This window comes from Devosia sp. 1566, assembly GCF_004005995.1.
In the GTDB taxonomy this organism is placed as follows: domain Bacteria; phylum Pseudomonadota; class Alphaproteobacteria; order Rhizobiales; family Devosiaceae; genus Devosia.
On sequence record NZ_CP034767.1, the window covers coordinates 3,190,510 to 3,214,680 of the forward strand.

Below are 24,171 nucleotides of genomic sequence, written 5' to 3' on the forward strand. Positions count from 1 at the left end.
TTGTCCGCGTAAGTGCCTGCCACAGTGTCCCCTTTGGGGGCACATCGCTGGGGTTCCGGATGGTCCGGGGCTCCTAACCGTCCATGAGACGGGACAGCCACAAGGAAATTGCAATGAAAGTTATCCTGCTCGAGCGCGTCGGTCGCACCGGCTCCATCGGCGACGAAGTGACGGTCAAGGACGGGTTCGCCCGTAACTACCTGCTGCCCCAGGGCAAGGCCCTGCGCGCCACTGCCGGCAACCGCTCCAAGTTCGAAGCCGAACGCGCCCATATCGAAAAGCGCAACGAAGAGCGCCGCAACGCCGCTGCCGGGATCGCCGAAGGCCTAAATGGCCATGTGGTGGTGATCATCCGCCAGGCCGGCGAAACCGGCCAGCTCTACGGCTCGGTTGCTTCGCGCGACATCGTCGAGGCCTTGGCTACCGACGGCTACACCGTACAGCGCTCGCAGGTGGACCTTGCCGACCCGATCAAGTCGGTCGGCATCCACACCGTCGCACTCAACCTGCATGCCGAAGTTGCGGTCACCATCACCGTCAACGTCGCTCGCTCGGAAGACGAAGCAAGCCGCCAGGTGGCTGGTGAAGACCTCACCGTCACCCAGTATGACGATGACGAGGCTGGCGATTTCGCCGCCGGCCAGGCCGATGCGGCCCAGGACGATCGTTTCGACGACTCGATCTAAAAACCTTCTGCCCAAATTTGTGAAAGGCCGGGCACCCTGCCCGGCCTTTCGCTATTTCCAGGCGCTTCGATTCGCCCCCATCTTGCCGCGTTCGCGCGCTAGCAAGGCAATCGCGCCCGCCATCCCCGTTATGCCCATAGTTCACAGCCTTGTTCGCCAGCCGTTAACCTTTGTGGCGTAGCGCGAGACTCCCGGCTCCGTGCCATGGTTAAGAAGCGTTAACGATCCCTTAGGAGGTCCGCATGGCAGAGATCGCGCACTTCCCCCGCGCCGAAGAAAAGCCCCTTCGTCTGGCGCCCCACAATGTGGAGGCCGAACAGGCATTGCTGGGCGCGGTCCTGGTCAACAACGAAGCGTTCTACCGGGTCTCGGACTTTCTCGAGCCCGTGCATTTCTACGAGCCCATCCACCGCGAAATCTACGAGGTGATCGGCAAGTTCATCCGCGCCGGCAAATCGGCCGATCCGATCACCATCAAGAGCCACCTGCCCGAGCAGCTACTCGCCGATATGACCATGCCGCAATATCTGGCGCGGCTGGCGGCCGAAGCAACCACGGTGCTCAACGCCGCCGATTATGGGCGGGCGATCTATGACCTCGCAATTCGCCGCAACCTGATCCTCGTGGGCGAGGAGATGGTGTCGGTCGCCTATGAGTCGGACGTCGACATGAGTCCGAACCAGCAGATCGAAAAGGTCGAGGGCGAGTTGTTCCAGCTCGCCGAAAAAGGCCGCTATGACGGCGGCTTTCAGGCCTTTGGCGCTGCGCTCACCGCCTCGATCCGGATGGCCGGCGAAGCCTTTCAGCGCGACGGTGGGCTTTCGGGCGTTGCCACCGCGCTGCACGACCTTGACCGACAGATGGGCGGGTTGCAGCGCTCGGACTTGATCATCCTGGCCGGCCGCCCCGCCATGGGCAAGACCTCGCTCGTGACCAATATCGCCTATAACGTCGCCAAGGCCTGGAAGGGCGATGTCACCCCCGACGGGCACAACCGCACGGTGGATGGCGGCATTGTTGGCTTTTTCAGCCTTGAAATGAGCTCCGAACAGCTTGCCACCCGTATTTTGGCGGAGCAGGCGGAAATCTCCTCCTCCGATATCCGCCGCGGCCGTATCCATGACAGCCAGTTCTCCAAGCTGGTGGATGTGTCCAATGCCATGAGCCGGGTGCCGCTTTATATCGACGACACCGGCGGCATCTCGGTGGCGCAGATGGCGGCCCGCGCCCGGCGCCTGAAGCGGCAAAAGGGTCTGGACCTCTTGATCGTCGACTATTTGCAACTGCTGTCCGGCTCGTCCAAATCCTCGAGCCAGAACCGCGTGCAGGAGTTGACCGAGATCACCACCACGCTCAAGGCGCTGGCCAAGGAGCTGGAAGTGCCCATCATCGCGCTGTCCCAGCTGTCCCGTCAGGTGGAAGCGCGCGACGACAAGCATCCCCAGCTCGCCGACTTGCGCGAATCGGGCTCGATCGAGCAGGACGCAGACGTGGTGATGTTTGTGTATCGCGAAGAATACTATCTCAAGAACAAGGAGCCCAAGGAGGGCACGCCCGAGCACATTGCCTGGCAAAGCGAGATGGAAAAGGTGCATGGCAAGGCAGAAGTGATCATCGCCAAGCAGCGCCACGGCCCCACCGGCACGGTGCAGCTATCGTTTGAGGCGCAATATACCCGTTTCGGCAATCTGGCCCGCGCCGATTACCTCCCCGAGCGAATGGAATAATTCATGGCCCTGCAATCCGGCCTGGGCGGCCAGTTGAGCATCGATCTTGGCGCGCTGGCCCGTAACTGGCGCGCCCTCGACAAGGTCAGCGCCGGAGCCCTGACTGGCGCCGTGGTGAAAGCGGACGCCTATGGCACCGGCATCACCCAGGCCAGCAAGGCTCTGTTTGCGGCAGGTGCCCGATTCTTTTTCACCGCAACCCCTGACGAGGCGCTTTCAGTGCGCGCCGCCCTGCCCGAAGCCCATATCTTTGTGCTGGACGGGCTTTACCCCGGGGCGGCCAATCTTTACGTGCGGCAAAACCTGATGCCGGTGATCTCCTCGATCCCCATGCTTGAGGAATGGCTGGCCAAATGCGTGGAGCGCAACGAGGCCTATCCTTGCGCTTTCCATTTCGATACCGGCATGAACCGCTTGGGTTTTCGGCTCAACGAGGCCGAGGAAGTGCGCGAGCGCACCGCGGCGCTTGGTTATCAGCCGCAAATGCTGATGAGCCACCTAGCCTGTGCCGACCAGCCCAACCATGAAAAGAACCGCACGCAGCTGGCGCTGTTCAGCTCCGTGCTCAACCAATTCCCCAATATCCCGGCCTCGCTCGCCAATTCGGCCGGGCTGATGACCGGACGCGAATATCATTTCCAGATGGTACGACCTGGCATCGCCCTTTATGGCGGGCGCGCGGTCAACGGGCGCCGCAACCCGATGGCGCCCGTGGCAACGCTGCACGTGCCCATCTTGCAGGTGCGCGAAGCCCGCACCGGGGAAACCGTTGGTTACGGCGCCCATTATTCGCTGGCGCGCGACAGCCGTCTGGCGATCCTTGGTCACGGCTATGCCGATGGCTGGCTGCGCTCGCTGTCCTCGGCAACGGCGCGGCAGACCGCCAAGGCCTATATTCGCGGCAAGCTCTGCCCCATTGTCGGGCGCATCTCGATGGACCTTTCCATCGTCGACATCACCGAGCTCGGTTCCGACCTGCCCCTTCCCGGTGAAGCGGCGGAAATCCTGGGCGCCAATGTGCCGGTGGACGAGCAGGCCGATGCCGGCAATACGATCGGCTATGAATTGCTGACTTCGCTGCGGCTGGCTCGGGTCAACCGGGTATATCTCGGCGACGGCGTCGGCGAGGATTAGCGTTCGTCTTTTGTTCTTGCTGCCCCGTCGTCCTTGTCGTATTGCCTGAGGTGAAACGAGAGGGTGCGATGGGCGTATATGTGATCCTGCTGCGGGCCATCGGTCCGGTCACGCACAAGATCATGTCCATGGCCGCCTGGCGCGATGCGGTAGCGGCCGCCGGCTTTACCGCGCCGCAGACCTATATCGCCACCGGCAACATGATCGTGCACAGCGACGATACGCCAGCCGCGGTGGAGCGCCGGATGAACGAGATCGTCCGCGGCTTGGGCTTGGGCCCCGGCAATGTGGCCGTGGTGCGCACCTCAGCGCAGGTGCGCCAGTTGGTGGACAGCAATCCCTTCCCCGAAGCGGCGGCCCAGCGTGGCGGGCAGATGGGAGTGTATTTCTTTGTGGACCCCAGCCCGGACTTCGGCTGGGTCGCCCGATATAACGGCCCGGAACAATTGCATGTCGAGGCCAACCACCTGATCGTCGATTACACCAGGCAGATCTCTGCCAGCCCCAAGCTTCCCGGTATGATCGAGAAGCGATCGGGCACCGCCACCGCCCGCAACTGGAATACACTCAAAGGACTGGCCGAACGAGCCAGCGCCCGCGAGCAGAAGGATCACTGACTTGGCAAAATCGCGCTCCTCCTTTGTCTGCCAGGCTTGCGGCGCTGTCACCACGCGCTGGCAGGGACGCTGCGACGCCTGCGGCGAGTGGAACACCATTGTCGAGGAACTCACCGATAGCGGCGTCGGCGCGGGACCCAAATCGGCCAAGGCTGGCGGCAAGCCGACCAATCTCGTGCCCCTTTCGGGGGAAACCGAAACTGCGGCGCGCGTCATCACTGGCATTGCCGAACTCGACCGGGTGACCGGCGGTGGCTTCGTGATGGGTTCGGCCTTGCTCGTGGGCGGCGATCCCGGCATCGGCAAATCGACGCTCCTGCTGCAGTCGGCGGCCGCGCTCGCCAATCGCGGCAAGCGCGTGGTCTATGTGTCGGGCGAAGAAGCGGTGGCGCAGGTGCGCCTGCGTGCCCAGCGGCTGGGCCTGGGGGAAGCCGAAGTGTTGCTCGCGGCCGAAACCAATGTCGAGATCATTCTCGCCACGCTCGAAAACGGGCCCCCGCCCGATCTTGTCATCATCGACTCCATCCAGACCCTCTGGACCGACCGCGTCGACAGTGCGCCGGGCACCGTCACCCAGGTGCGCACCTCCGCCCAGGCGCTGACGCGCTTTGCCAAGAAAAGCGGCGCCGCCGTGGTGCTGGTGGGCCATGTTACCAAGGACGGCCAGATCGCCGGCCCACGCGTCGTCGAGCACATGGTGGATGCCGTGCTGTATTTCGAGGGCGACACCAGCCATACTTTCCGCATCCTGCGCGGCGTCAAGAACCGCTATGGCGCAACCGACGAGATCGGGGTTTTCGCCATGACCGAGCGGGGGCTCGAACAGGTGGCCAATCCATCGGCGCTGTTCCTGGATCAGCGCGACGAAGGCGCCGCCGGCTCGGCCGTGTTCGCCGGGCTCGAAGGCACCCGGCCGCTGCTGGTTGAAATCCAGGCGTTGGTGTCGCCCTCGCCCTTGGGTACGCCCCGGCGGGCGGTGGTGGGCTGGGACTCCTCGCGCCTGTCCATGGTGCTGGCGGTGCTGGAAACCCGTTGCGGCGTGCGGATCGGCGCTAACGACATCTATTTGAACGTGGCGGGCGGGCTCAAGATCAACGAACCGGCGGCCGACCTCGCTGTGGCAGCCGCACTGATCTCGTCCCTCACCGGTTCGCCCCTGCCGGCGGATGCGGTGTATTTCGGCGAAATCTCCCTCGCCGGCGGTGTGCGGCCGGTGGTGCACGGCTCCTTGCGCCTGCGCGAAGCCCATAAGCTTGGGTTCAAGTCGGCTTCCACCGGGCGCCTTGCTAGCAATGACCGGCATGGCGGGCTCGACATCGCAGAATTTTCGGTGTTGTCCGAACTGGTTGGGCGCATTGCCGCCAATGGCAAGGCGCCCGCCCACCCCGGCGAGGACGACTAAGCAGCGCCTTTCAGGGGACATCCTGCCGCGCCCCCGGGTCCTGCCCTTGGCATCTCAGCTTAAAGCAGTTAAACGAGGCGCTTGTTGCACCTGACCCAACAAGCAGAACAGGCAAATAGACTATGCTAACAGCGTTCGATGTCGGTGTTGGTGTGCTGGTGCTGATCTCAGCAATCCTGGCCACAGCCCGCGGCCTGACCCGCGAAGTCTTGTCACTCGCCACCTGGGCCGGTTCGGCCGCCATTGCCATCTATATGTGGCAATATCACCCCGAGATCGCGCGGCAATATATCGCCGAACAGGTGGTCGCCGATATCGCCACCGTAGTTGGCACCTTCATCATTTCCCTGATCGTGCTGCATCTGCTCACCATGCGGATTGCCGACTTTGTGGTGGATAGCCGGGTTGGGCCGATCGACCGTACGCTGGGCTTTGTGTTCGGCGTGCTGCGGGGTGTGCTGATCGCCATTGTCGTCACCATTTTCGGCACCTGGCTCCTGGGCAGCAACCTGCCCCCCTGGGCCGCCCAGTCCCAGACCCTGCCGCATCTGCAAAGCATGGGCAATTCGCTGATCGCCATGCTGCCGCCTGACCTAGAAGAACAGGTTACCGAAATACTCAAGGGTGGCACTGGCCTGACCGATGACGCCGAGGACGCCCCCGGTCCTGCCGACGAAGGCACCGATACCAATGAGGACGGCACAGTCCCGCCGCCGGCAGGCGCGCCGACGACGCCTCCCGCACCGGTCACACCAGCTACGGGGGCGTGATCAAGCCTTGGTGACCCGGCCAGCATGGGCATGCCTGCCGGGCCATATCGGCATTGGTACATGCCGCCTGAATAAGGTATGGGTCGCCATCCGCTATTGTTTCTGCGCCGGACACTTCGCACCGGCTACCGCACAAGCCTGAAATGGAGAGCCCGGTGGTCCATCCGAGCGATGACGATTTCGATCTTGACGGCGACACCCTGCATGAAGAGTGCGGGGTGTTTGGCATTTTGGGGCATCCCGATGCCCCGGCACTGACTGCGCTGGGGCTGCATGCGCTGCAGCACCGGGGGCAGGAAGCGGCCGGCATTGTTTCGTTTGATGGGCGCCAGTTTCACTCCGAGCGCCAACTGGGGCTGGTGGGCGACCACTTCACCGACCCCGCGACGCTCAAGCGCATTCCCGGCTCCATGGCCATGGGCCATGTGCGCTATTCCACCACCGGCGAAACCATTCTGCGCAATGTGCAGCCCTTGTTCGCCGAATTGGAAGTTGGCGGCATTGCCATCGCCCATAACGGCAACCTGACCAATGGGCTGACCCTGCGCCGGCGCTTGATCGCGCAGGGCGCGATCTGCCAGTCGACCTCGGATACCGAGGTGATCCTGCACCTGATCGCCCGGTCGCAGCGCACCTCGTCCTCGGACCGGTTCGTGGATGCGATCGGGGCAGTTGAAGGTGCCTATGCCATGGTGGCGATGACGCGCACCAAGCTGATTGGCGCACGCGACCCCAACGGCATCCGCCCGCTGGTGCTGGGCGATCTGGATGGCAAGCCCATCTTTGCCTCGGAAAGCTGCGCGCTTGATATCATCGGCGCCAAGTTCGTCAGGGATGTCGAGAACGGGGAAGTGGTGGTCTGCGAGATCCAGCCCGATGGCTCGATCAGCATCGAATCGCTCAAGCCTTTTCCGCCCCGTCCGGAGCGGATGTGCCTGTTCGAATATGTCTATTTCGCCCGTCCCGACTCCGTGGTGGCCGGGCGCAGTGTTTATGCGGCGCGCAAGCGCATGGGCATGAACCTGGCCAAGGAAGCTCCAGTTGATGCCGACGTGGTGGTGCCCGTGCCCGATGGCGGCACGCCCGCGGCCATCGGCTTTGCCCAGCAGAGCGGCATTCCCTTCGAGCTCGGCATTATCCGCAACCACTATGTGGGCCGCACCTTTATTGAGCCGACCCAGTCCATCCGTGCCTTTGGCGTCAAGCTCAAGCACTCGGCCAACCGCGCCGAGATCGCGGGCAAGCGCGTGGTGCTGATCGACGATTCCATCGTGCGCGGCACCACCTCGGTGAAGATCGTGCAGATGATCCGCGAAGCGGGCGCGAGGGAAGTCCATATCCGCGTCGCCAGCCCCATGATCCATTATTCCGATTATTACGGCATCGACACGCCCGACCCAGACAAGCTCCTGGCCAACCAGCACGCGGACCTCGCTTCCATGTGTCGGTTCATCGGCGCCGATTCGCTGGAGTTCCTCTCCATTGACGGACTCTACGAAGCTGTGGGCGGCGCGAAGCGCAATCCCCAGGCGCCCCAGTTTACCGACCATTATTTCACCGGCGACTACCCAACACAGTTGACGGATCTGAACGGGCGCTCCAAGAACGAACCCAAGCAGATTTCCTTGTTGCGAGAGGCTGGTTAATGCCTGCAGAACACGATCTTGCGGGCAAAGTTGTCCTGGTCACCGGCGCATCGCGCGGTATCGGCTATGCCAGCGCCCTCGAAGCGGCCCGTCGCGGCGCCCATGTGGTCGCGGTCGCCCGCACCGTTGGCGCCCTTGAAGAGCTGGATGACGAAATCCAGGAACTCGGCTCGTCCTCGACGCTCGTGCCGCTCGACCTGCGCGATGGCGATGCCATCGACCGGCTGGGCGCGGCGATATTCGAGCGCTGGGGTGCGCTGGATGGCCTGATCGCTAATGCCGGCATGCTCGGAACGCTGTCGCCTGTGCCCCATCTCAAGCCCGAAGAATTTGAATCGGTGATGGCGGTCAATGTCACCGCCAATTACCGGCTGATCCGCGCCACCGACCTGCTGCTGCGCCAGGCGGCGGATGGACGGGTTGTGTTCGTGTCCTCGGGCGCCGCGCGCAATGTCCGGCCCTATTGGGGACTTTACGCCGCGAGCAAAGCCGCGGCCGACGCTTTGGCCAAGGCCTATGCCGGCGAGGTCGAGCAAACCCGCTTGCGCGTCAATGTGTTCTATCCCGGCGCCGTGCGTACCGCGATGCGCGCTAAGGCGATGCCGGGGGAGGATCCTGAGACCCTGCCCCGCCCACAGGATGTTGCGCCGCGCCTGGTGGATTTGCTGAGCCCGTCGCTAACGCAGACGGGCCAGATCTACGACATGCGCCAGGGCGGGTTTACCCCGCTCTAGGCCGTTGTCGTGACGCCATCGAGCCGCGTCATCAGCACCTTGTCGATCCTGCGGCCATCGAGATCAACGATCTCGAAGCGCCAGCCGTCGTGCTCGAAGGTTTCGCCCACGGCGGGCAGGCGGTTGATGGTCGAAAGCACATAGCCCGCTACGGTTTCAAAACGCGCATCCTTGGGGATGGCGACCTTGAGCTTTTCACTGAACTCGTCCACAGGCATCCAGCCGGCCACGAGGTAGGAGCCGTCTTCGCGCCGGACCACGGCCGGATCGTCGCCGGTTTCTTCCTGGAACACGCCGGTGATGACTTCCAGAATGTCGCCGGAGGTGACAATGCCTTCGAAATGGCCGTATTCATCCACGACCAGCGCCATATGCACGGTGGAATTGCGAATGGCGCGCACGACGTCGAGCGCATCGGCATGATCCATCACCACGGGTACAGGCTGCACGAATTTGCGGATATCGAGCGGCTGGCCGTTGGCGAAAGTGGCGACAAGATCGGTGATAGCCACGACGCCAATGATGGAGTCGGCGTCGCCGTCCTGCACGAGGAGGCGCGAACGGTGCGTGCTCAGGATGTTGCGGCGGATTTCAGCGCCGTCATCGGCAAGATCGATCACATCCACTTCGAGGCGCGGCGTCATCAGGCCGCGCGCGGAGCGATCAGCGAGACGCATGACGCCCGAGATCATGGAGTGCTCGTCGGTCTCGATCACGCCGGCCGTGGTGGCTTCGGCGATGATGGTGCGCACTTCTTCTTCGGTGACCGTTTCTTCCATCTGGCCGCCCTGCCCCAGAAGGGTCAGCACCGCCTTTCCCGAGATGTCGAGCACCCAGACGATGGGAGAGCCAACCTTGGCCAGCAGCTTCATCGCGGGCGCAACGCGGGCGGCAACGCCTTCAGGGTCGCGGAGAGCAATCTGCTTGGGCACCAATTCGCCCAGGATCAATGAAATATAGGTGATGAACAGCACCACGCCGCCCACACCCGCGACGTCGGCGATGTTATCGGGCACACCCAGGGCTTCGAGCCAATCGGTGAAGCGCAGGCCCAGGGTCGCGCCGGAGATGGCACCCGACAGGATGCCGACGAGGGTAATACCGATCTGCACCGAAGACAGGAACTTGCCGGAGTCTTCGGCCAGATGGATGGCGACCTCAGCCCCCTTGTTGCCGGCATCGGCCATGGTACGCAGGCGCGCGGGCCGGGCGGAAACAACGGCGAGCTCGGACATGGCCAACGCGCCATTGACGATGGTCAGAACGATTACGATCAGGATTTCTAGGAACAAGATTTCAACGTGATACGCGGCCCCGCACTCAGCATCGGGTCGCTTCAGACACGTTGATTATGAGGCAAAGCGAGACGAAGCACCATGGGGTGTTGATGCTTCGTCCGGTTTGGCTAGCCTAGCCGGCGCTTGCTGGGATCGTTATAGGGGTTATTGCTGCCCGAACGCACCCAGAGCCGAATGGGCGTGCCTTTGATATCAAAGGCTTCGCGCATCCCGTTTACCAGATAGCGCTGATAGGCCGTCGGCAGGGCATCGGGGCGCGAGGCAAACAGGATAAAGCTCGGCGGCCGGGTCTTGGCCTGCGTCATATAGCGCAGCTTGAGGCGGCGGCCCGAGACGGCCGGGGGCGGATGCCCCTCGACCATGCCCGCGAGCCAGCGGTTGAGGCGCGCGGTGGAAACATGGGAGTTCCAGGCGCGCTCGATGGTGAAGATCGCGTCCATCAGCTTGTCGATATTGCGCCCGGTCAGCCCCGAAAGGGTGACCAGGGGAATACCGCGCAGCTGCGGCAAGAGCCGGTCGCAGGCTTCGCGCAGGGCCGAAAGCGTGGCGTTCTTGTCCTCGATCAGATCCCATTTGTTGAGCGCGATCACCATGGCGCGGCCTTCGCGCTCCACCAGGTCGGCCAGCGCCAGATCCTGCTTTTCGAACGGGATCGTGGCGTCGAGCATCAGCACGACGACTTCGGCATACTGGATCGAACGCAAGCTATCGCCCACGGCGAGCTTTTCGAGCTTTTCCTGCACGCGCGAGCGTCGGCGAATGCCAGCGGTATCGACGAGATTGATCGTGCGCCCTTCCCATTCCCAGGGCACGAGAATGGAGTCGCGGGTGATGCCGGCTTCGGGGCCCACCAGCACGCGGTCTTCCCCGACCATGCGGTTGATCAGCGTGGATTTGCCGGCATTGGGGCGGCCGACGATCGCGACATTGAGATAGCGGCGCGGGTTCCAGCGCAGCGTGGCCTCATCGCCCTCGCCTTCGAGCATATCGGGGGTGATGTCGATATCGACCTCGGGCATGGCATCGAGATCGGCAATGGCTTCGGCCTGCTGCTTTTCGGCCGCGGCATCGATGGCCTGCCCGACAATGGAATAAAGCTCGGAGAGCCCCAGTCCATGCTCGGCCGACAGGGCAATGGGTTCGCCAAAGCCGAGCTTGAAGGCTTCCACGAGCCCCGCTTCCGCAGCCTTGCTTTCAGCCTTGTTGCCCACTAGATGGACGGTCTTGCCGGCCTTGCGCAGCACCTGGGCAAAACGCTGGTCGAGCGGCACGACGCCGGCCCGCGCATCGATCATGAAGAGGATCACATCGGCTTCGGCAATGGCGAGCTCGGTCTGCTGGCGCATGCGGTCTTCCAGCGAGCCGTCGGTGACATCCTCATAGCCCGCGGTGTCGAGCACGCGAAAGGTGAGATCGGCGATATGGCCTTCGGCTTCACGCCGGTCGCGGGTGACGCCGGGCGTATCGTCGACCAGCGCGATCTTGCGGCCGACCAGGCGGTTGAACAGGGTCGACTTGCCGACATTGGGACGACCGACAATGGCTACGGTGACGGTCATGGCATGGCTTTCTGGTAGGCGGGGCGCAAGGCTCCGCCGTTATTCAAGGACAGGATCGGTGGTTGGGGTGGCCGGAGCCGGAGCCGCGGGAGCCGGAGCTGCAGGCGCTTCGGTGGCCGGGGCCGCCGGGGCAACAGCTTCTGGCGCAGCGGGTGCTGCAGCTTCGGGAGCCGGTGCTTCAGCTGCCGGCTCGACGGGCCCAGCCTCGTCGACGACGATGGTTTCGCTCGATTGCAGCGTGGCTTCGCTGTCGGGGATCGGTGCCGGCGCAATCACGCCTTCCGATACCATCTGGCCGAGATAATAGCCCATGCGCTGGCGCGTGGTGTTTTGCGTCAGGGGATCGTTGAGCACCGATTCAAAGCTGGCCTGGGCGGCGGCAAAGTCGCCGGCCTTGTATTGCGCCAGCCCCATGGCTTCGCGCGCTGCATTGCGCAGCGGATTGCCTTCGGTTGCGATGGTCTCAACGCGCGTCTGCACATCGGCAAGCGTGCCATTGTCCACCAGCAGCGTGCCGGCAAAGACCAGGGCCAGTTCGCGCAGGCGCGGATTGGATTGGGTATTGGCGAGCTCATCGTAAACGGCCACGGCCTCGGCCGCCTTGCCTTCCTTGGCCAGCAGCCCCGCCTTGCGGAACTGCGCCAGCACCGGATAGCCGCCCGACCCATCGGCGATCAGGCGATCAAGCTCGGTTTGCGCCGCGGCAAGGTCGCCCCCGTCGGCGAGGTCAAAGGCCGCATAAAGCTCGTCCGAGGACTGCGCCGCATTGCTCGACTGGTACCAGGACCACCCTTCGTTGATCGCAACGATCAGCACCACGCCAACGGCTGCACCCAGGATATAGGGCGCAAAGCGGCGCCAGAACGCGCGCATGCGATCAGAGCGCAGTTCCTCGTCGACTTCGCGAAAGATGTTGTCCTGGGACATGGGCGGCCTGACGTCGTTGGAGAAGTGCGGGGAGCATTACCATGGGTCCCCGCGATTGCAAACGGAATGGGCTTGAGTGGGCGACCGGCCGGCCGCTCACTCCCACTCGATCGTGCCGGGGGGCTTGGAGGTCACGTCATAGACCACCCGGTTGATGCCGCGCACTTCATTGATGATGCGGGTGGCGGTGCGCCCAAGGAAGTTCATGTCGAACTGGTAGAAATCGGCGGTCATGCCGTCCACCGATGTAACTGCGCGCAGCGCACACACGAACTCATAGGTTCGCCCGTCGCCCATTACGCCCACGGTCTGGACCGGCAAGAGCACGGCAAAGGCCTGCCAGATCTTGTCGTATTGGCCCGACTTGCGGATCTCGTCGAGATAGATGGCGTCCGCCTTGCGCAGGATATCGAGCTTTTCTGGCGTGATCCCGCCGGGGCAGCGGATGGCCAGGCCCGGCCCGGGGAAGGGATGGCGACCGATAAAGCTCTCGGGCAAGCCAAGCTCGCGGCCGAGCACCCGCACTTCGTCCTTGAACAATTCGCGCAACGGCTCGACGAGCTTCATGTTCATGCGCTCGGGCAGGCCGCCCACATTGTGGTGCGACTTGATGGTCACCGAGGGCCCGCCGGTGAACGAAACGCTTTCAATCACGTCGGGATAGAGCGTGCCCTGAGCGAGGAATTCGGCGCCGCCGAGCTTTTCGGCTTCCGCCTCGAAGGTCTCGATAAAGAGGCGCCCGATGATCTTGCGCTTGGTCTCGGGATCCACCTGCCCCGTCAGCTCGCGCAGGAACAGCTCGGAGGCATCCACATGCACGAGCGGGATATTGTAGTGGTCGCGGAAGAGGCTGACGACCTGCTCGCTCTCGTTGAGGCGCATCAGGCCGTGATCGACATAAATGCAGGTCAGCTGATCGCCGATGGCTTCGTGGATCAGCACGGCGGCCACCGAGGAATCAACGCCCCCCGACAGCCCGCAGATCACCCGGCCGGTGCCGACCTGGGCGCGGATGCGCTCGATCATCTTGTCGCGATAAGCCGCCATGGTCCAGCTGGATGCCACGCCGCACACTTCATGGACGAAATTGGCAAAGAGCTTGGACCCGTCGGGGGTGTGCACCACTTCGGGGTGGAACTGGGTCGCCCAGATGCGCCGGCTTTCATCGGCGATCATGGCGAAGGGCGCGCCGGGCGAAGTGGCCACGATCTCAAAGCCGGGCGGGATGGTGACGACGCGGTCGCCATGGCTCATCCAGACCTGGTGCTCGGTGCCAACTTCCCACACTCCGGTGGTGAGGGCCGAGTGCTTTTGCACGGTCAGCTCGGCGCGACCAAATTCGCGGTGATGGCCCGCTTCCACCGTGCCGCCCAGCGCCATGCACAAGGCCTGCTGGCCATAGCAGATGCCAAGGATCGGCACGCCCGCATCGAGCAGGGCCGGATCGATCGTGGGGGCGTTCTCGTCCAGCGTGGAGGCAGGGCTGCCCGACAGCACAATGCCGCGCGGCTTGAGCTTCGCGGCCGCCTGGGCCGCGTGCTGGAAGGGATGGATTTCGCAATAAACCCCGGTTTCGCGGATACGGCGCGCAATCAACTGGGTGACTTGCGAACCGAAGTCCACAATCAGGATTGCGTCGGTCTCGGGATCTTTCTGGGGGTGCTGCATGGCGAGCATTTACCGGCACAAAGAGCTAAGTGCAAGCCTCGCGGATGCATGCCTGCCTAGTTCAAAAGTGCAATCGAAAGATTGAGGGCGCTGGCAAAGCTCACCCACAGCAAATAGGGCAGGAACAGCCAGCTGGCGAGCTTGTCGAGCGGGCGCGCCATCAGCATGAAACCGATGATCGCCAGCCACATGAGAACGACCACCACAAAGGCGGGCCACAAGAAGTGCGCGCCGAACCAGACCGGGGACCAGGCAAAATTGAGCGCCATCTGCACCCACCACAGTTTCATGGCGGTGCTGCGCGGATCGACCGTAAAGATGCGCCAGCCGGCAATGCCGATCAGCACGTAAAGCGTCGACCAGACCGGGCCGAATACCCAGCTGGGCGGATTAAAGAACGGCTTTTCGAGATTGTCGTACCATTCCCCGCCCCCGCCGGTGAACACCCCGATCAGCGAGCCGATCCCCAGCACCCCGACCACAAAGACAGCGAGAAGCAGCCAGGAGCGCGGGGTGCGATGATCGGCGGTGGAGACGCTGGACATTGGGCTCTCGCGGTTGGATAGAGGTCCCCCGCTGAACGCCCCTAGCGCCGCCCCGGTTTCACCGCCGCAGGATGTGGCAGTAAAAGCCGTCCGTGCCGGTCAGGCGCGGGGTCAGGGCAATGCCGCCCGCAGCGGTCGCAACGCCCTCGGGCAGCGCAGCGCCGAAAGCGGCGCTCCAGAGCTCGGCCGGTACCATCGAGACCAACTCGGGATGCTCGGCGCGCAGGGCAACGATCTGGTCGTCATTCTCCTCGGGCAGGATCGAGCAGGTGATGTAAACGAGCGTTCCGCCCGGCTTGAGGAAGGCGAGGCCCTGCCGCAACAGCGCCGCCTGTTCACCCATCCGGGTCGCGAGTAGCTCGGGCGAGAGCTTCCATTTGGTATCGGGACGGCGCCGCCAGGTGCCCGTGCCGGTGCAAGGGGCGTCGATGACGACGCGGTCCATCTTGCCAAGGAGGTCATCAAGGGCATTGTCGTGTGGGGCGCGCACCTGCACATTGCGCACGCCATTGCGCTTGAGGCGATCATAAATGGGCGCGAGCCGGTTGCGATCGCTGTCATAGGCAAAGATCTGGCCCTTGTTGCCCATGGCAGCCGCCAGAGCGAGGGTCTTGCCGCCGGCCCCGGCGCAGAGATCGAGCACCTGTTCGCCGGGCTGTGCATTGGCGAGGGCCGAGACGATCTGGCTGCCCTGGTCCTGGACCTCGAACCAGCCCTTGAGATAGCCCTCGTCGGTGGTGACATTGGGCGTGCGCGCATCGCGAGGCCCGGCCGGCATGGTCACACCCTGGGGCGCAATGGCGGTAGGCTGCGGATTGAACCGCGCAAGGGACTTGAGCACCCGCTCGCGGCTGGATTTGAGCGTATTGACGCGCAGATCAAGCGACGGACGACTGGCCATGGCAGCCCCTTCGGCTACCCAGTCGGCACCAAAGGCCCGCTCGAGCGAGGGTGCCAGCCATTCCGGCAGATCGGCGCGCACAGGAGCCGGCGCCCCATCGAGGCTGCCGGCGGCACGGGCGATCTCGTCCTCGCTCAGCGGCTCGGGGGCATGATTATCGCCGGCAAAAGCGGCGTTGAGCGCCTGCGGGTCCTCCTGCCAGTCGCGCAGGGCGACCGCGAGCACCAAAGCGCGCGGGGAATCGCTGCCCATCAGGAAGGCATGGGAAGCGCGGTGGCGCAGCGCGTCATAAACCAGATTGCCGATGGCGGCGCGATCGCCGGCGCCGGCGAAGCGGTTGGCCAGCCCCCAGGCCTTGAGCGCTTCGGAAACGGGGCGCTTGCGCGTTTCCACCTCAGAGAGAACGGCAATTGCAGCGGCAAGGCGGCCGGGAAGGCGCATGGGCAACTCAGGCTAAAAGAATGCGGAAAACCAGCACTAGCCAGAAGATGGCCAGCACCGCAAGGCCAAGGCCATAGGCGGCAAAACGCTGCTGCACATTGTTGGTAGTCACGTGAATGGCGGCGTGAAGGTAGCGCGAGGCCACGAAGAGGGCGGCGAGCAGCACTTCGATGAGGTTCGGCACCCCAGCCCAGAGCGCCAGCAGCGCGCAAATGTAAAACAGCACCGGCAGCTGAAACTGGTTGTCGAAATTGTTGGACAGCAGTCGCGCCCGCAGCGGATAGGCGGTTTTTTCCACCGCAATATCGGCGACCTTGATCTCGCCCGACAAGACGCGTGGCACCCGCTCCCGCCCCATCAGCACAAGGATGACGAGGGTCAGCAGCACCTGGGCGGCGATGGCGAGCACAAGGAGCTTGGCATTGAGCGGCATGAGGCAAGCCCCCGGTGAGACAGCGAGAATGTGACGGAGGGTTAGTCGTTCAGCGGGTCATGGCCCCAGTTCATCAGCGAAAAGCGCCAGGGCGTTTCGCTGATGTCCCCGCTCGGGCGCTGCGCCAGGTGGCGATGCACATAGCCCACCACCTTGCGCATATGCTGGTAGTCGTCATCGGTCAGCTCGGCCTTGGGCTTCCGCTTGATCTCGATGATGCGCTGGCCCGATTGGTGGCCCACCGATTCTTCGCCTTCGTCGCGATCCTTGGGCCAGCCGACCTTCTGGCTGTGCTCGGAGGCCAGCCATTTGTTGAGCTCGGCGGGCGCCATGTTGACCGCCGCGTTGAAATCCTTGCGGATCGCGTCCTTCTCCGCCTCGTCCATGCCAGCCAATCCCCCGGAGTTTGTGCCCGGGGGTAACGGGTGCGGCAGGGCGGCGTTCCGTCAGCGCCTTAGCGGGCGCTGCGATAGTTGGGGGCTTCGCGGGTGATGGTCACATCATGCACATGGCTTTCGCTGAGCGCCGCGCCCGAAATCTTGACGAACACCGAATTGTTGCGGAAGTCCTCGAGATTATGGGCGCCGGTATAGCCCATGGCGGCGCGCAGGCCCCCTGCGAGCTGATGCAGCACGGCGCCGGCCGAACCCTTATAGGGCACCTGCCCCTCGATACCCTCGGGCACGAGCTTCATCTGGTCGCGCACATCCTGCTGGAAATAGCGGTCGGCCGAGCCCGAGCCCATGGCTCCCACCGAGCCCATGCCCCGATAGGATTTATAGGAGCGGCCTTGGTAGAGGTAAACCTCGCCCGGGCTTTCATCGGTGCCGGCGAGGAGCGAGCCCACCATCACGCAGGAGGCGCCGCCGGCCAGGGCCTTGGCCATGTCGCCCGAGAACTTGATGCCGCCATCGGCGATCACCGGCACGCCATGCTTGGCGCCTTCTTCGGCGCAGGCCATCACGGCGGCCAGCTGTGGCACGCCCACGCCCGCAACGATCCGGGTGGTGCAGATCGAGCCGGGGCCGATGCCCACCTTGACCGCATCGGCGCCCGCGTCGATCAGCGCGCGGGTGGCTTCGGCGGTAGCGACATTGCCGGCCATGATGCGGGTGGAATTGCTTTCGCGCTTGACGCGCTCGACCGCTTCGGCAACCCGCACCGAGTGACCATGGGCCGTGTCGATGACGAGGAGGTCGACGCCCGCCTCGATCAGCGCCAGCGAACGCTCAAACCCGGCATCGCCCACCGTTGAAGCCGCGGCGACGCGCAGGCGTCCCTGCGCATCCTTGACGGCATTGGGGTTGAGCTGGGCTTTTTCGATATCCTTGACGGTGATGAGCCCGGTGCATCGCCCCTCGCTGTCGACCACCAGCAGCTTTTCGATGCGGTGCTTGTGCAGCAGCACCTTGGCTTCGTCTTTGCTGACGCCATCGCGCACGGTGATGAGGTTTTCATGCGTCATCAGCTCGGCAATGCGCTGGGCCGGATTGGAAGCAAAGCGCACATCGCGGTTGGTGAGGATGCCGACGAGCTTGCCGGTCATGCGTCCGCCCTTGCCGCCATTTTCCACCACGGGAATGCCCGAAATGCGGTTGGTCTGCATCAGCGACAGGGCATCGGCCAGGGTCGCATCAGGGCCGATAGTGATGGGGTTGACCACCATGCCCGATTCAAAACTCTTGACCTGACGCACCTGCTCGGCCTGCTCGGCCGGGGTGAGATTTTTGTGGATCACGCCCATGCCGCCGGCCTGCGCCATGGCAATGGCCATCGCGCTTTCGGTGACCGTATCCATGGCCGAGGACAGGATCGGCAGGTTGAGCGCGATGTCGCGCGTCACATAGGTGGCGATGTCGGTTTCGCCGGGCAACACATCGGAGCGTGCCGGCTGCAGCAGCACGTCATCAAAGGTGAGGGCGGAATCGCCGGTAATGGTGGTGATGATCTTTGCCAATGCCAATAACTTTCCGGTGGTCTGAGGGGGATCAGAGCTTTGGGGGTGTGAACGGAGCAGCTGAAGCGCCGAGTTCAGGTTGGCGAGGGTCTCTAGCACCCCCCGATTGCGCTGCATAGGGGGGCGGGCGCGCAGCGGGGCTGCCAGCTTTGCATGGCGCGCATGCCCATGGCGAGCGCCGCCAATACAGCGCGGCAAGAGCAAGCATTCATCATTTGGTCGATCAACACTTGTTTGCGCTTTCCAGTGCCGCCGCTGGCGACCATACTGGCATTGGCTGCTGCGTCGGCCCTTCTTTTGCTTTGCCCCGGTTTTCCCTTGATCCGCGTTACACCCCTCATCCTGGCGGTCGCCCTGTTCATGGAACAGATGGACTCCACGGTGATCGCCACCTCGCTGCCCGCCATTGCGGTGGACATCGGCACCGAGCCGGTGGCGCTGAAACTGGCGCTGACCAGCTATTTTGTCGCGCTGGCGATCTTCATTCCGATCAGCGGCTGGATGGCGGACCGCTTCGGCGCCAAGAACATTTTCCGCATCGCCATTTTCGTGTTCATGCTGGGCTCGCTCGCCTGCTCGTTTTCCTATTCGCTCGAAACCTTCGTGATCTCGCGCTTCTTTCAGGGCATCGGCTCCTCGATGATGACCCCGGTTGGGCGCCTGCTGCTGGTGCGCTCGACCCCGCGCAACGAGCTCGTTGCCGCCATGGCCTGGCTGACCGTGCCCGGGCTGATCGGGCCGCTCACCGGCCCGCTGATCGGCGGGTTTCTCACCACCTATCTCAGCTGGCACTGGATCTTTTGGATCAACATCCCTATCGGAATTGCCGGCATTCTGCTGGCCGGGCGGTTCCTCAAGGTCAAGGACGAGCGCAATTCACGCCCCATCGACGCGGTGGGCTTTTTGCTCGCCAGCGTCGCCTTTTCCGGCACCGTATTTGGCCTCTCGGTGATCAGCCTGCCCGCCCTGCCCCTGATCTATGGTTATCTCACCATCGCCGTCGGGGTGGTCGCCGGCATCTTTTATCTGCTCCATGCCCAGCGCACCCCATATCCGCTGCTCGATCCGCGCATGTTCCGACAGCGCCTGTTCCGCTCCTCCATCATCGGCGGCTCGATCTACCGCATCGGCATTGGCGCCGTGCCGTTCCTCCTGCCACTGATGCTGCAACTGGGCTTTGGGCTGAACCCCTTCCAGTCGGGCGCCATCACCTTCGTGTCCGCGATCGGCGCCATCATGAGCAAGTTCATCGCCGAACGCGTTTTTGCCTGGTTCGGCTTTCCCCATGTGCTGGCCGTTGCCGGCATTATCGGCGGCGTGCTGATCGCGGTGCAGGGCACCTTCACGACCACCACCTGGGTGCCCCTGATCATGGCCGTGCTGCTGGTGGGGGGCGTTTTGCGCTCGATGTTCTTTACCGGCTCCAATGCGCTTGGCTACGCCGATATCAGCGACGAGGACGCGAGCCAGGCCACCGCAATCGTTGCTGTTGCCCAGCAACTGAGCATCGCCTTTGGCGTTGCGGTGGCAGGGGCGGTGCTGGAAATCAGCACCCGCACCCATGGCGGGGAGCTGTCCCTCGCCGACTTCCAGATCGCGTTTTTCGTTGTTGGTTGCGTCAGCGCCCTTGCGGGCCTCGTTTATCTTCGCCTCCCCGCGGAAGCGGGCAACAATGTCTCGGGCTACAAGGCCCTGGTTGCCACAAAGGAGTGAGTGCGGGGCCTTCGCCCCTATGCTCGAAAACAGATTTGTCCCGCATCACGCCCCTGATCCTCGCCACCGCCTTGTTCATGGAAAACATGGACGCCACGGTGATCTCGACCTCGCTCAACGCCATTGCCAGCGATATCGGCACCGACCCGATCTCGCTCAAGCTGGCGCTGACGGCCTATCTCGTGGCGCTTGCGATCTTTATCCCCATCAGCTCCTGGATGGCCGACCGGTTTGGCGCCCGCACCGTGTTTCGCTGGGCCATGGGCGTCTTCGTGCTGGGCTCGCTCGCCTGCGCCTTTGCCAATTCGCTGGAAACCTTTGTCGGCGCCCGCTTCCTTCAGGGCATGGGCGGCGCGATGATGACCCCGGTGGCGCGCCTTGTGCTGGTGCGCTCCACCGCCCGGCACGACCTGGTCGCGGCCATGGCCTGGCTGACCATCCCCGGGCTCATCGGGCCCATCGTGGGCCCGCCATTTGGCGGTTTTCTCACCACCTATCTGTCCTGGCACTGGATCTTCCTGATCAATGTGCCGATCGGCATGGTCGGCATCGCTCTCGTGAGCAAGTTCCTGCCCGAAATGGAGCGGATCGAACCGGGGACGATGGATTTCAAAGGCTTCATCCTGGCCGGCAGCGCCTTCGCGCTCTTTGTTTTTGGCACCTCGGTGATCAGCCTGCCCGCCCTGCCGCCCATGTTTGGCGTGATTGCGACGGTGCTGGGCATTGTGCTCGGCCTGCTTTACGTCCGTTACGCGCTAGCCACCCCCAAGCCGCTGTTTGATCTGCGGCTGCTGCGCTTTCCGTTTTTCCGCAGCGCTGTCGTGGCTGGCTCGTTCTTCCGCCTGGGCCAAGGGGCGATCCCGTTCCTCTTTCCCCTGATGCTGCAGCTCAGCTTTGGCATGTCGCCCTTTGAGTCAGGGATGGTCACCTTTGCCGGTGCCGTCGGTGCCATCATCGCCAAATTCGTCGCCAACCAGATCTTTGCCAGCATGGGGTTCCGCAACGCCCTTGTGGTCGCGACGGCCGTGTCGGCGCTGGGGCTCGTCGCCATGGGGCTTTATACCCCCCAAACGCCCCTGCCCCTGATCATCGCCATTCTCGTTGTGGTGGGCTTTTGGCAATCCATCTTCTGGACCGGCAGCAATGCCTTTGTGTTTTCCGACATCAACGACAAGGACGCCGGCCAGGCCAATGTGATCAGCCAGGTCAATGTGCAGCTGACCATCGCCCTTGGCGTGGCGCTGGGCGGCGGTATCCTCGAGGCCAGCAATGCCCTGCGCGGCGGCGAGCTGATCCTCGCCGATTTCCACCTGGCGTTTTTCGTTTTGGCGGGCATGTGCCTGGTCTCGACGGCGCTGTTCATGCGCCTGCCCGGCAATGCCGGCCACCAGCTGACGCGCCCGGCCCCCGCGGCCGAGTAGGAGGGGGCGAGGAACTCCGGCACAGCCCACCCGTTTGCTGACAGGATCAATCCAGTCACGGAGTTCTGCGCTTGTTTCATTCCCTTCTGATCGGCATGGCCGGCGGCATGCGGGCGCTGAGCCCCCTTGCGGCCGTGTCCGTTGCCGCCAATCGCGGTGCCCTGCCCGCCGATAACGGCGCCCCGCCCTTTTTGGGTCATCCCCTGGTGGTTGCGGGCACGGTCGCGCTCGCCGCCGGCGAATTGCTGGGCGACAAGCTGCCCTCCTCACCCGACCGGATCATTGCCCCGGGCCTGGCCGCCCGCGCGATCACCGGCGCCATCACCGGCATGGCCCTGGCCCCGCGCGAACAGCGCTATACCGGGGCCGTGCTAGGAGCGGCGGGGGCTCTCGCCGCGGCCTATCTCACCTTTAATGCGCGCATGGCGGCAATGCGCGACCATGGACAGACCACGACCGGCCTTGTGGAAGATGCGGTGATGCTGGGCGCCACCGCCTGGGTCGTGGCCGATGCCAGCCATGCCAGCACCCGTGCCTTAGAGGACACTAGTCCTCGTCGTCTTCCGCCGCCGCCTCGGGCGCTTGGCGCCCCTTAAAACCCTTGGCCAGCAGATAAGCCTCCGCCGAGTCGGAACGACTGGACGGTGGCTTGGAATGCTGGGTGGTGCGGAAGTGGCGCTTAAGCATGTGCAGCAGCTCATGCTCGGTGCCGCCCTGGAACACCTTGGCGACAAAGGTGCCGCCCGGCGCCAGGACGTCGAGCGCAAAGTCCGCCGCAATCTCGATCAGATGCACGATGCGCAGGTGATCGGTCGGCCGATGGCCAGTGGTCGGCCAGGCCATGTCAGACATCACGAGATCGGCCTTCTTGCCGCCCATCGCCTCGATCAGCATGGCCGGCGCATCGTCGTCAGTGAAATCCTTTTGCAGCAGGATCACGCCCGGAATGGGATCCATTTCCAGGTAATCGATCCCCACGATCAGCGGATTGGCGTCCGTGGAGCCGGTCGCCGTCGCCGCCACCTGCGACCAGCCGCCCGGCGCCGCGCCCAAATCGACCACGCGCATGCCCTTGCGGAAGAGATGGTGCTTTTCGTCCATCTCCTTGATCTTGAACGCCGCCCGCGAGCGATAGCCCGCAGCACGCGCCCGCGCCACATAGGGGTCGTTGAGCTGCCGCTCCAGCCATTTGGTGGAAGAAACCTTGCGTCCCTTGGCCGATTTGACCCGGATCTTGAGGTCCTTGTCGGATTTGCGCCCGCCCGTACCCAGTGCCTTGTCAACCATTGCTGCTTCTCCGCGTCGGATAGCGCGAGGCGCGCGTTCGGGTCTTGTCGGCATCCATCAGCGAAATCAGGATCCCTTCGCGCAGGCCCCGATCAGCCACCCGCACGCGTTCCGCCGGCCATTCGCGCCGGATGGCTTCAAAGATCGCGCAGCCCGGCAGCACCAGATCGGCGCGGTCGCGCCCGATGCAGGGGTGAGCCACCCGGCGATCGAATGGCATGTTGAGCAACACGCGCATGGTTTCATCCACCTCCGCGCGGTTCATCCACAAGCCATCGACCTTTTGCCGCTCATAACGCTCGAGCCCTAGATGCAGCCCCGCCAACGTCGTCACCGTGCCCGAGGTGCCGATCAGGTGCACGGGATGGGTGGTGATCATCTGGCGCAGCTTTTCGCGGCCACGGAACTGGCGCAACTGATCGGCGACATAGGCGACCATGGCTTCAAACACCGCCGGGGTGACGTCAACGCCCCCGAAGCGCTCGGCAATTGACACCACGCCCACCGGCAGCGACTGCCAGGAACGGATCGAGGCAGACATGCGCCCGGTGGCCTTGGGGCGGCCGCCGCGGAAATCGAGCCAGGCGAGCTCGGATGAGCCACCCCCGATATCGAACATGAGGGCGCCCTGCGCCCCACCATCGATGAGGTCGGCGCAGCCGGTGACGGCCAGCTCGGCTTCCGTACGGCGATCGACGATCTCGAGCTCGATCCCCAGCTCATCCTTGACCCGCTGCAAAAAGGCGGGGCCATTCTCGGCCGCCCGGCAGGCTTCCGTGGCGATCAGGCGCATGCGGGCGGGCTGATGCTCGCGCAGCTTGTTGCGGCAATGGCGCAGCGCCTCGACCGTGCGGTCCATCGCGGCATCGCCGAGCCGGCCCGTCACCGAAACGCCCTCGCCCAGCCGCACGATGCGGGTAAACCCATCCAGCACCCGAAAGCCGCCATCATGGGGTCGGGCAATCAGGAGCCGACAATTATTGGTGCCCAGATCGAGAGCGGCATAGATGGTGCCCCGATGCCGCCGGGGTGGGGGAGGCGCGGCTGATGTCCGCTGTTCCGAGGGGTATGGAGGCGCACCGGCCCCCTCTTCCCTGCCCGGCTGGCCTTGCGCTGGCCGGGAACGGAATGGCGCATCGTCGGCAAGCGACGGCGCTGCAGCGGACCGATCGGGATCGGTCACTGTGAACTCCTGCGTGCACGGTCGCCGGTCCGGCTTTTCCGGACGCGCCCGGGCACTGTTTATTGCGTGTCACCGGGTAAGGTAGTGCAAGGGGCGGCCAAGCGCAATGGCAAGGATTGTTG

22 protein-coding genes are annotated in these 24,171 nt (G+C 64.0%); 11 read left to right on the forward strand and 11 right to left on the reverse strand.

Annotated features, from left to right (window positions below):
* Window positions 1–113 precede the first annotated feature (113 nt).
* The 8 genes from rplI to ELX51_RS15360 all read left to right on the forward strand — a co-directional run bounded on the left by rplI (window position 114) and on the right by ELX51_RS15360 (window position 8,716).
* Window positions 114–686 (forward strand): 50S ribosomal protein L9, encoded by a 573-nt coding sequence (rplI, locus tag ELX51_RS15325; RefSeq protein WP_127754336.1) that lies wholly within the window; start codon window positions 114–116, stop codon window positions 684–686.
* A gap of 242 nt (window positions 687–928) precedes the next feature.
* Window positions 929–2,413, forward strand: a complete 1,485-nt coding sequence (locus ELX51_RS15330) for a replicative DNA helicase (RefSeq protein ID WP_127754337.1) — start codon at window positions 929–931, stop codon at window positions 2,411–2,413.
* A gap of 3 nt (window positions 2,414–2,416) precedes the next feature.
* The gene (gene alr, locus ELX51_RS15335; RefSeq protein WP_127754338.1) at window positions 2,417–3,547 is read left to right on the forward strand and encodes an alanine racemase; all 1,131 of its coding nucleotides are present in this window, start codon (window positions 2,417–2,419) and stop codon (window positions 3,545–3,547) included.
* A 68-nt stretch (window positions 3,548–3,615) separates the two neighbouring features.
* Window positions 3,616–4,164, forward strand: a complete 549-nt coding sequence (locus ELX51_RS15340; protein ID WP_127754339.1) for a DUF1697 domain-containing protein — start codon at window positions 3,616–3,618, stop codon at window positions 4,162–4,164.
* A 1-nt stretch (window position 4,165) separates the two neighbouring features.
* Entirely contained in the window at window positions 4,166–5,566 is a 1,401-nt protein-coding gene (gene radA, locus ELX51_RS15345) for a DNA repair protein RadA (RefSeq protein ID WP_127754340.1), read from the forward strand.
* Window positions 5,567–5,688: 122 nt separating this feature from the next.
* A complete protein-coding gene (locus tag ELX51_RS15350) occupies window positions 5,689–6,336 on the forward strand; it encodes a CvpA family protein (protein WP_127754341.1) in 648 nt (215 codons plus the stop codon).
* A 143-nt stretch (window positions 6,337–6,479) separates the two neighbouring features.
* Window positions 6,480–7,982, forward strand: coding sequence for an amidophosphoribosyltransferase (gene purF / locus ELX51_RS15355; RefSeq protein WP_127754342.1), 1,503 nt, complete (start codon window positions 6,480–6,482; stop codon window positions 7,980–7,982).
* The gene (locus ELX51_RS15360) at window positions 7,982–8,716 is read left to right on the forward strand and encodes an SDR family NAD(P)-dependent oxidoreductase (RefSeq protein WP_127754343.1); all 735 of its coding nucleotides are present in this window, start codon (window positions 7,982–7,984) and stop codon (window positions 8,714–8,716) included. The genes purF and ELX51_RS15360 overlap by 1 nt, the downstream gene beginning before the upstream one ends.
* On the opposite strand, the gene ELX51_RS15365 is transcribed toward ELX51_RS15360, so the two are convergent.
* The 9 genes from ELX51_RS15365 to guaB all read right to left on the reverse strand — a co-directional run bounded on the left by ELX51_RS15365 (window position 8,713) and on the right by guaB (window position 18,445).
* The gene (locus ELX51_RS15365; protein WP_164854961.1) at window positions 8,713–9,993 is read right to left on the reverse strand and encodes a hemolysin family protein; all 1,281 of its coding nucleotides are present in this window, start codon (window positions 9,991–9,993) and stop codon (window positions 8,713–8,715) included. The two genes, ELX51_RS15360 and ELX51_RS15365, sit on opposite strands and share 4 nt — an antisense overlap.
* A 128-nt stretch (window positions 9,994–10,121) precedes the next feature.
* Window positions 10,122–11,573: a ribosome biogenesis GTPase Der gene (gene der, locus ELX51_RS15370; RefSeq protein WP_127754345.1), complete on the reverse strand. Its 1,452-nt coding sequence runs from the start codon at window positions 11,571–11,573 to the stop codon at window positions 10,122–10,124.
* Window positions 11,574–11,612: 39 nt separating this feature from the next.
* Window positions 11,613–12,500: a tetratricopeptide repeat protein gene (locus tag ELX51_RS15375; protein WP_127754346.1), complete on the reverse strand. Its 888-nt coding sequence runs from the start codon at window positions 12,498–12,500 to the stop codon at window positions 11,613–11,615.
* A 96-nt stretch (window positions 12,501–12,596) separates the two neighbouring features.
* Entirely contained in the window at window positions 12,597–14,168 is a 1,572-nt protein-coding gene (guaA, locus tag ELX51_RS15380; protein ID WP_127754347.1) for a glutamine-hydrolyzing GMP synthase, read from the reverse strand.
* A 56-nt stretch (window positions 14,169–14,224) separates the two neighbouring features.
* Entirely contained in the window at window positions 14,225–14,713 is a 489-nt protein-coding gene (locus tag ELX51_RS15385; protein WP_127754348.1) for a TspO/MBR family protein, read from the reverse strand.
* Between the two features lie 58 nt (window positions 14,714–14,771).
* Window positions 14,772–16,055: an RsmB/NOP family class I SAM-dependent RNA methyltransferase gene (locus tag ELX51_RS15390; RefSeq protein WP_127754349.1), complete on the reverse strand. Its 1,284-nt coding sequence runs from the start codon at window positions 16,053–16,055 to the stop codon at window positions 14,772–14,774.
* 7 nt (window positions 16,056–16,062) lie between these two features.
* Entirely contained in the window at window positions 16,063–16,488 is a 426-nt protein-coding gene (locus ELX51_RS15395; protein ID WP_127754350.1) for an MAPEG family protein, read from the reverse strand.
* A 41-nt stretch (window positions 16,489–16,529) separates the two neighbouring features.
* The gene (locus ELX51_RS15400; RefSeq protein WP_127754351.1) at window positions 16,530–16,874 is read right to left on the reverse strand and encodes a DUF3140 domain-containing protein; all 345 of its coding nucleotides are present in this window, start codon (window positions 16,872–16,874) and stop codon (window positions 16,530–16,532) included.
* A 68-nt stretch (window positions 16,875–16,942) separates the two neighbouring features.
* A complete protein-coding gene (gene guaB, locus ELX51_RS15405; protein WP_127754352.1) occupies window positions 16,943–18,445 on the reverse strand; it encodes an IMP dehydrogenase in 1,503 nt (500 codons plus the stop codon).
* Between the two features lie 318 nt (window positions 18,446–18,763).
* On the opposite strand from guaB, the gene ELX51_RS15410 reads away from it, so the two are divergent.
* The 3 genes from ELX51_RS15410 (at window position 18,764) to ELX51_RS15420 (ending at window position 22,175) form a co-directional block, all read left to right on the forward strand.
* Entirely contained in the window at window positions 18,764–20,158 is a 1,395-nt protein-coding gene (locus ELX51_RS15410) for an MFS transporter (protein WP_282567561.1), read from the forward strand.
* A 35-nt stretch (window positions 20,159–20,193) separates the two neighbouring features.
* Window positions 20,194–21,579: an MFS transporter gene (locus ELX51_RS15415; RefSeq protein WP_127754353.1), complete on the forward strand. Its 1,386-nt coding sequence runs from the start codon at window positions 20,194–20,196 to the stop codon at window positions 21,577–21,579.
* Between the two features lie 71 nt (window positions 21,580–21,650).
* Window positions 21,651–22,175 (forward strand): DUF4126 family protein, encoded by a 525-nt coding sequence (locus ELX51_RS15420; RefSeq protein ID WP_206524641.1) that lies wholly within the window; start codon window positions 21,651–21,653, stop codon window positions 22,173–22,175.
* Here the strand turns inward: ELX51_RS15420 and ELX51_RS15425 are convergent.
* On the reverse strand, window positions 22,126–22,866 hold the full coding sequence (locus ELX51_RS15425; RefSeq protein WP_127754354.1) for an RlmE family RNA methyltransferase: 741 nt from the start codon (window positions 22,864–22,866) through the stop codon (window positions 22,126–22,128). The genes ELX51_RS15420 and ELX51_RS15425 overlap by 50 nt on opposite strands.
* Window positions 22,859–24,049, reverse strand: coding sequence for a Ppx/GppA phosphatase family protein (locus tag ELX51_RS15430; protein WP_127754355.1), 1,191 nt, complete (start codon window positions 24,047–24,049; stop codon window positions 22,859–22,861). Before ELX51_RS15430 ends, ELX51_RS15425 begins: the two co-directional genes overlap by 8 nt.
* Window positions 24,050–24,171: the final 122 nt, after the last annotated feature.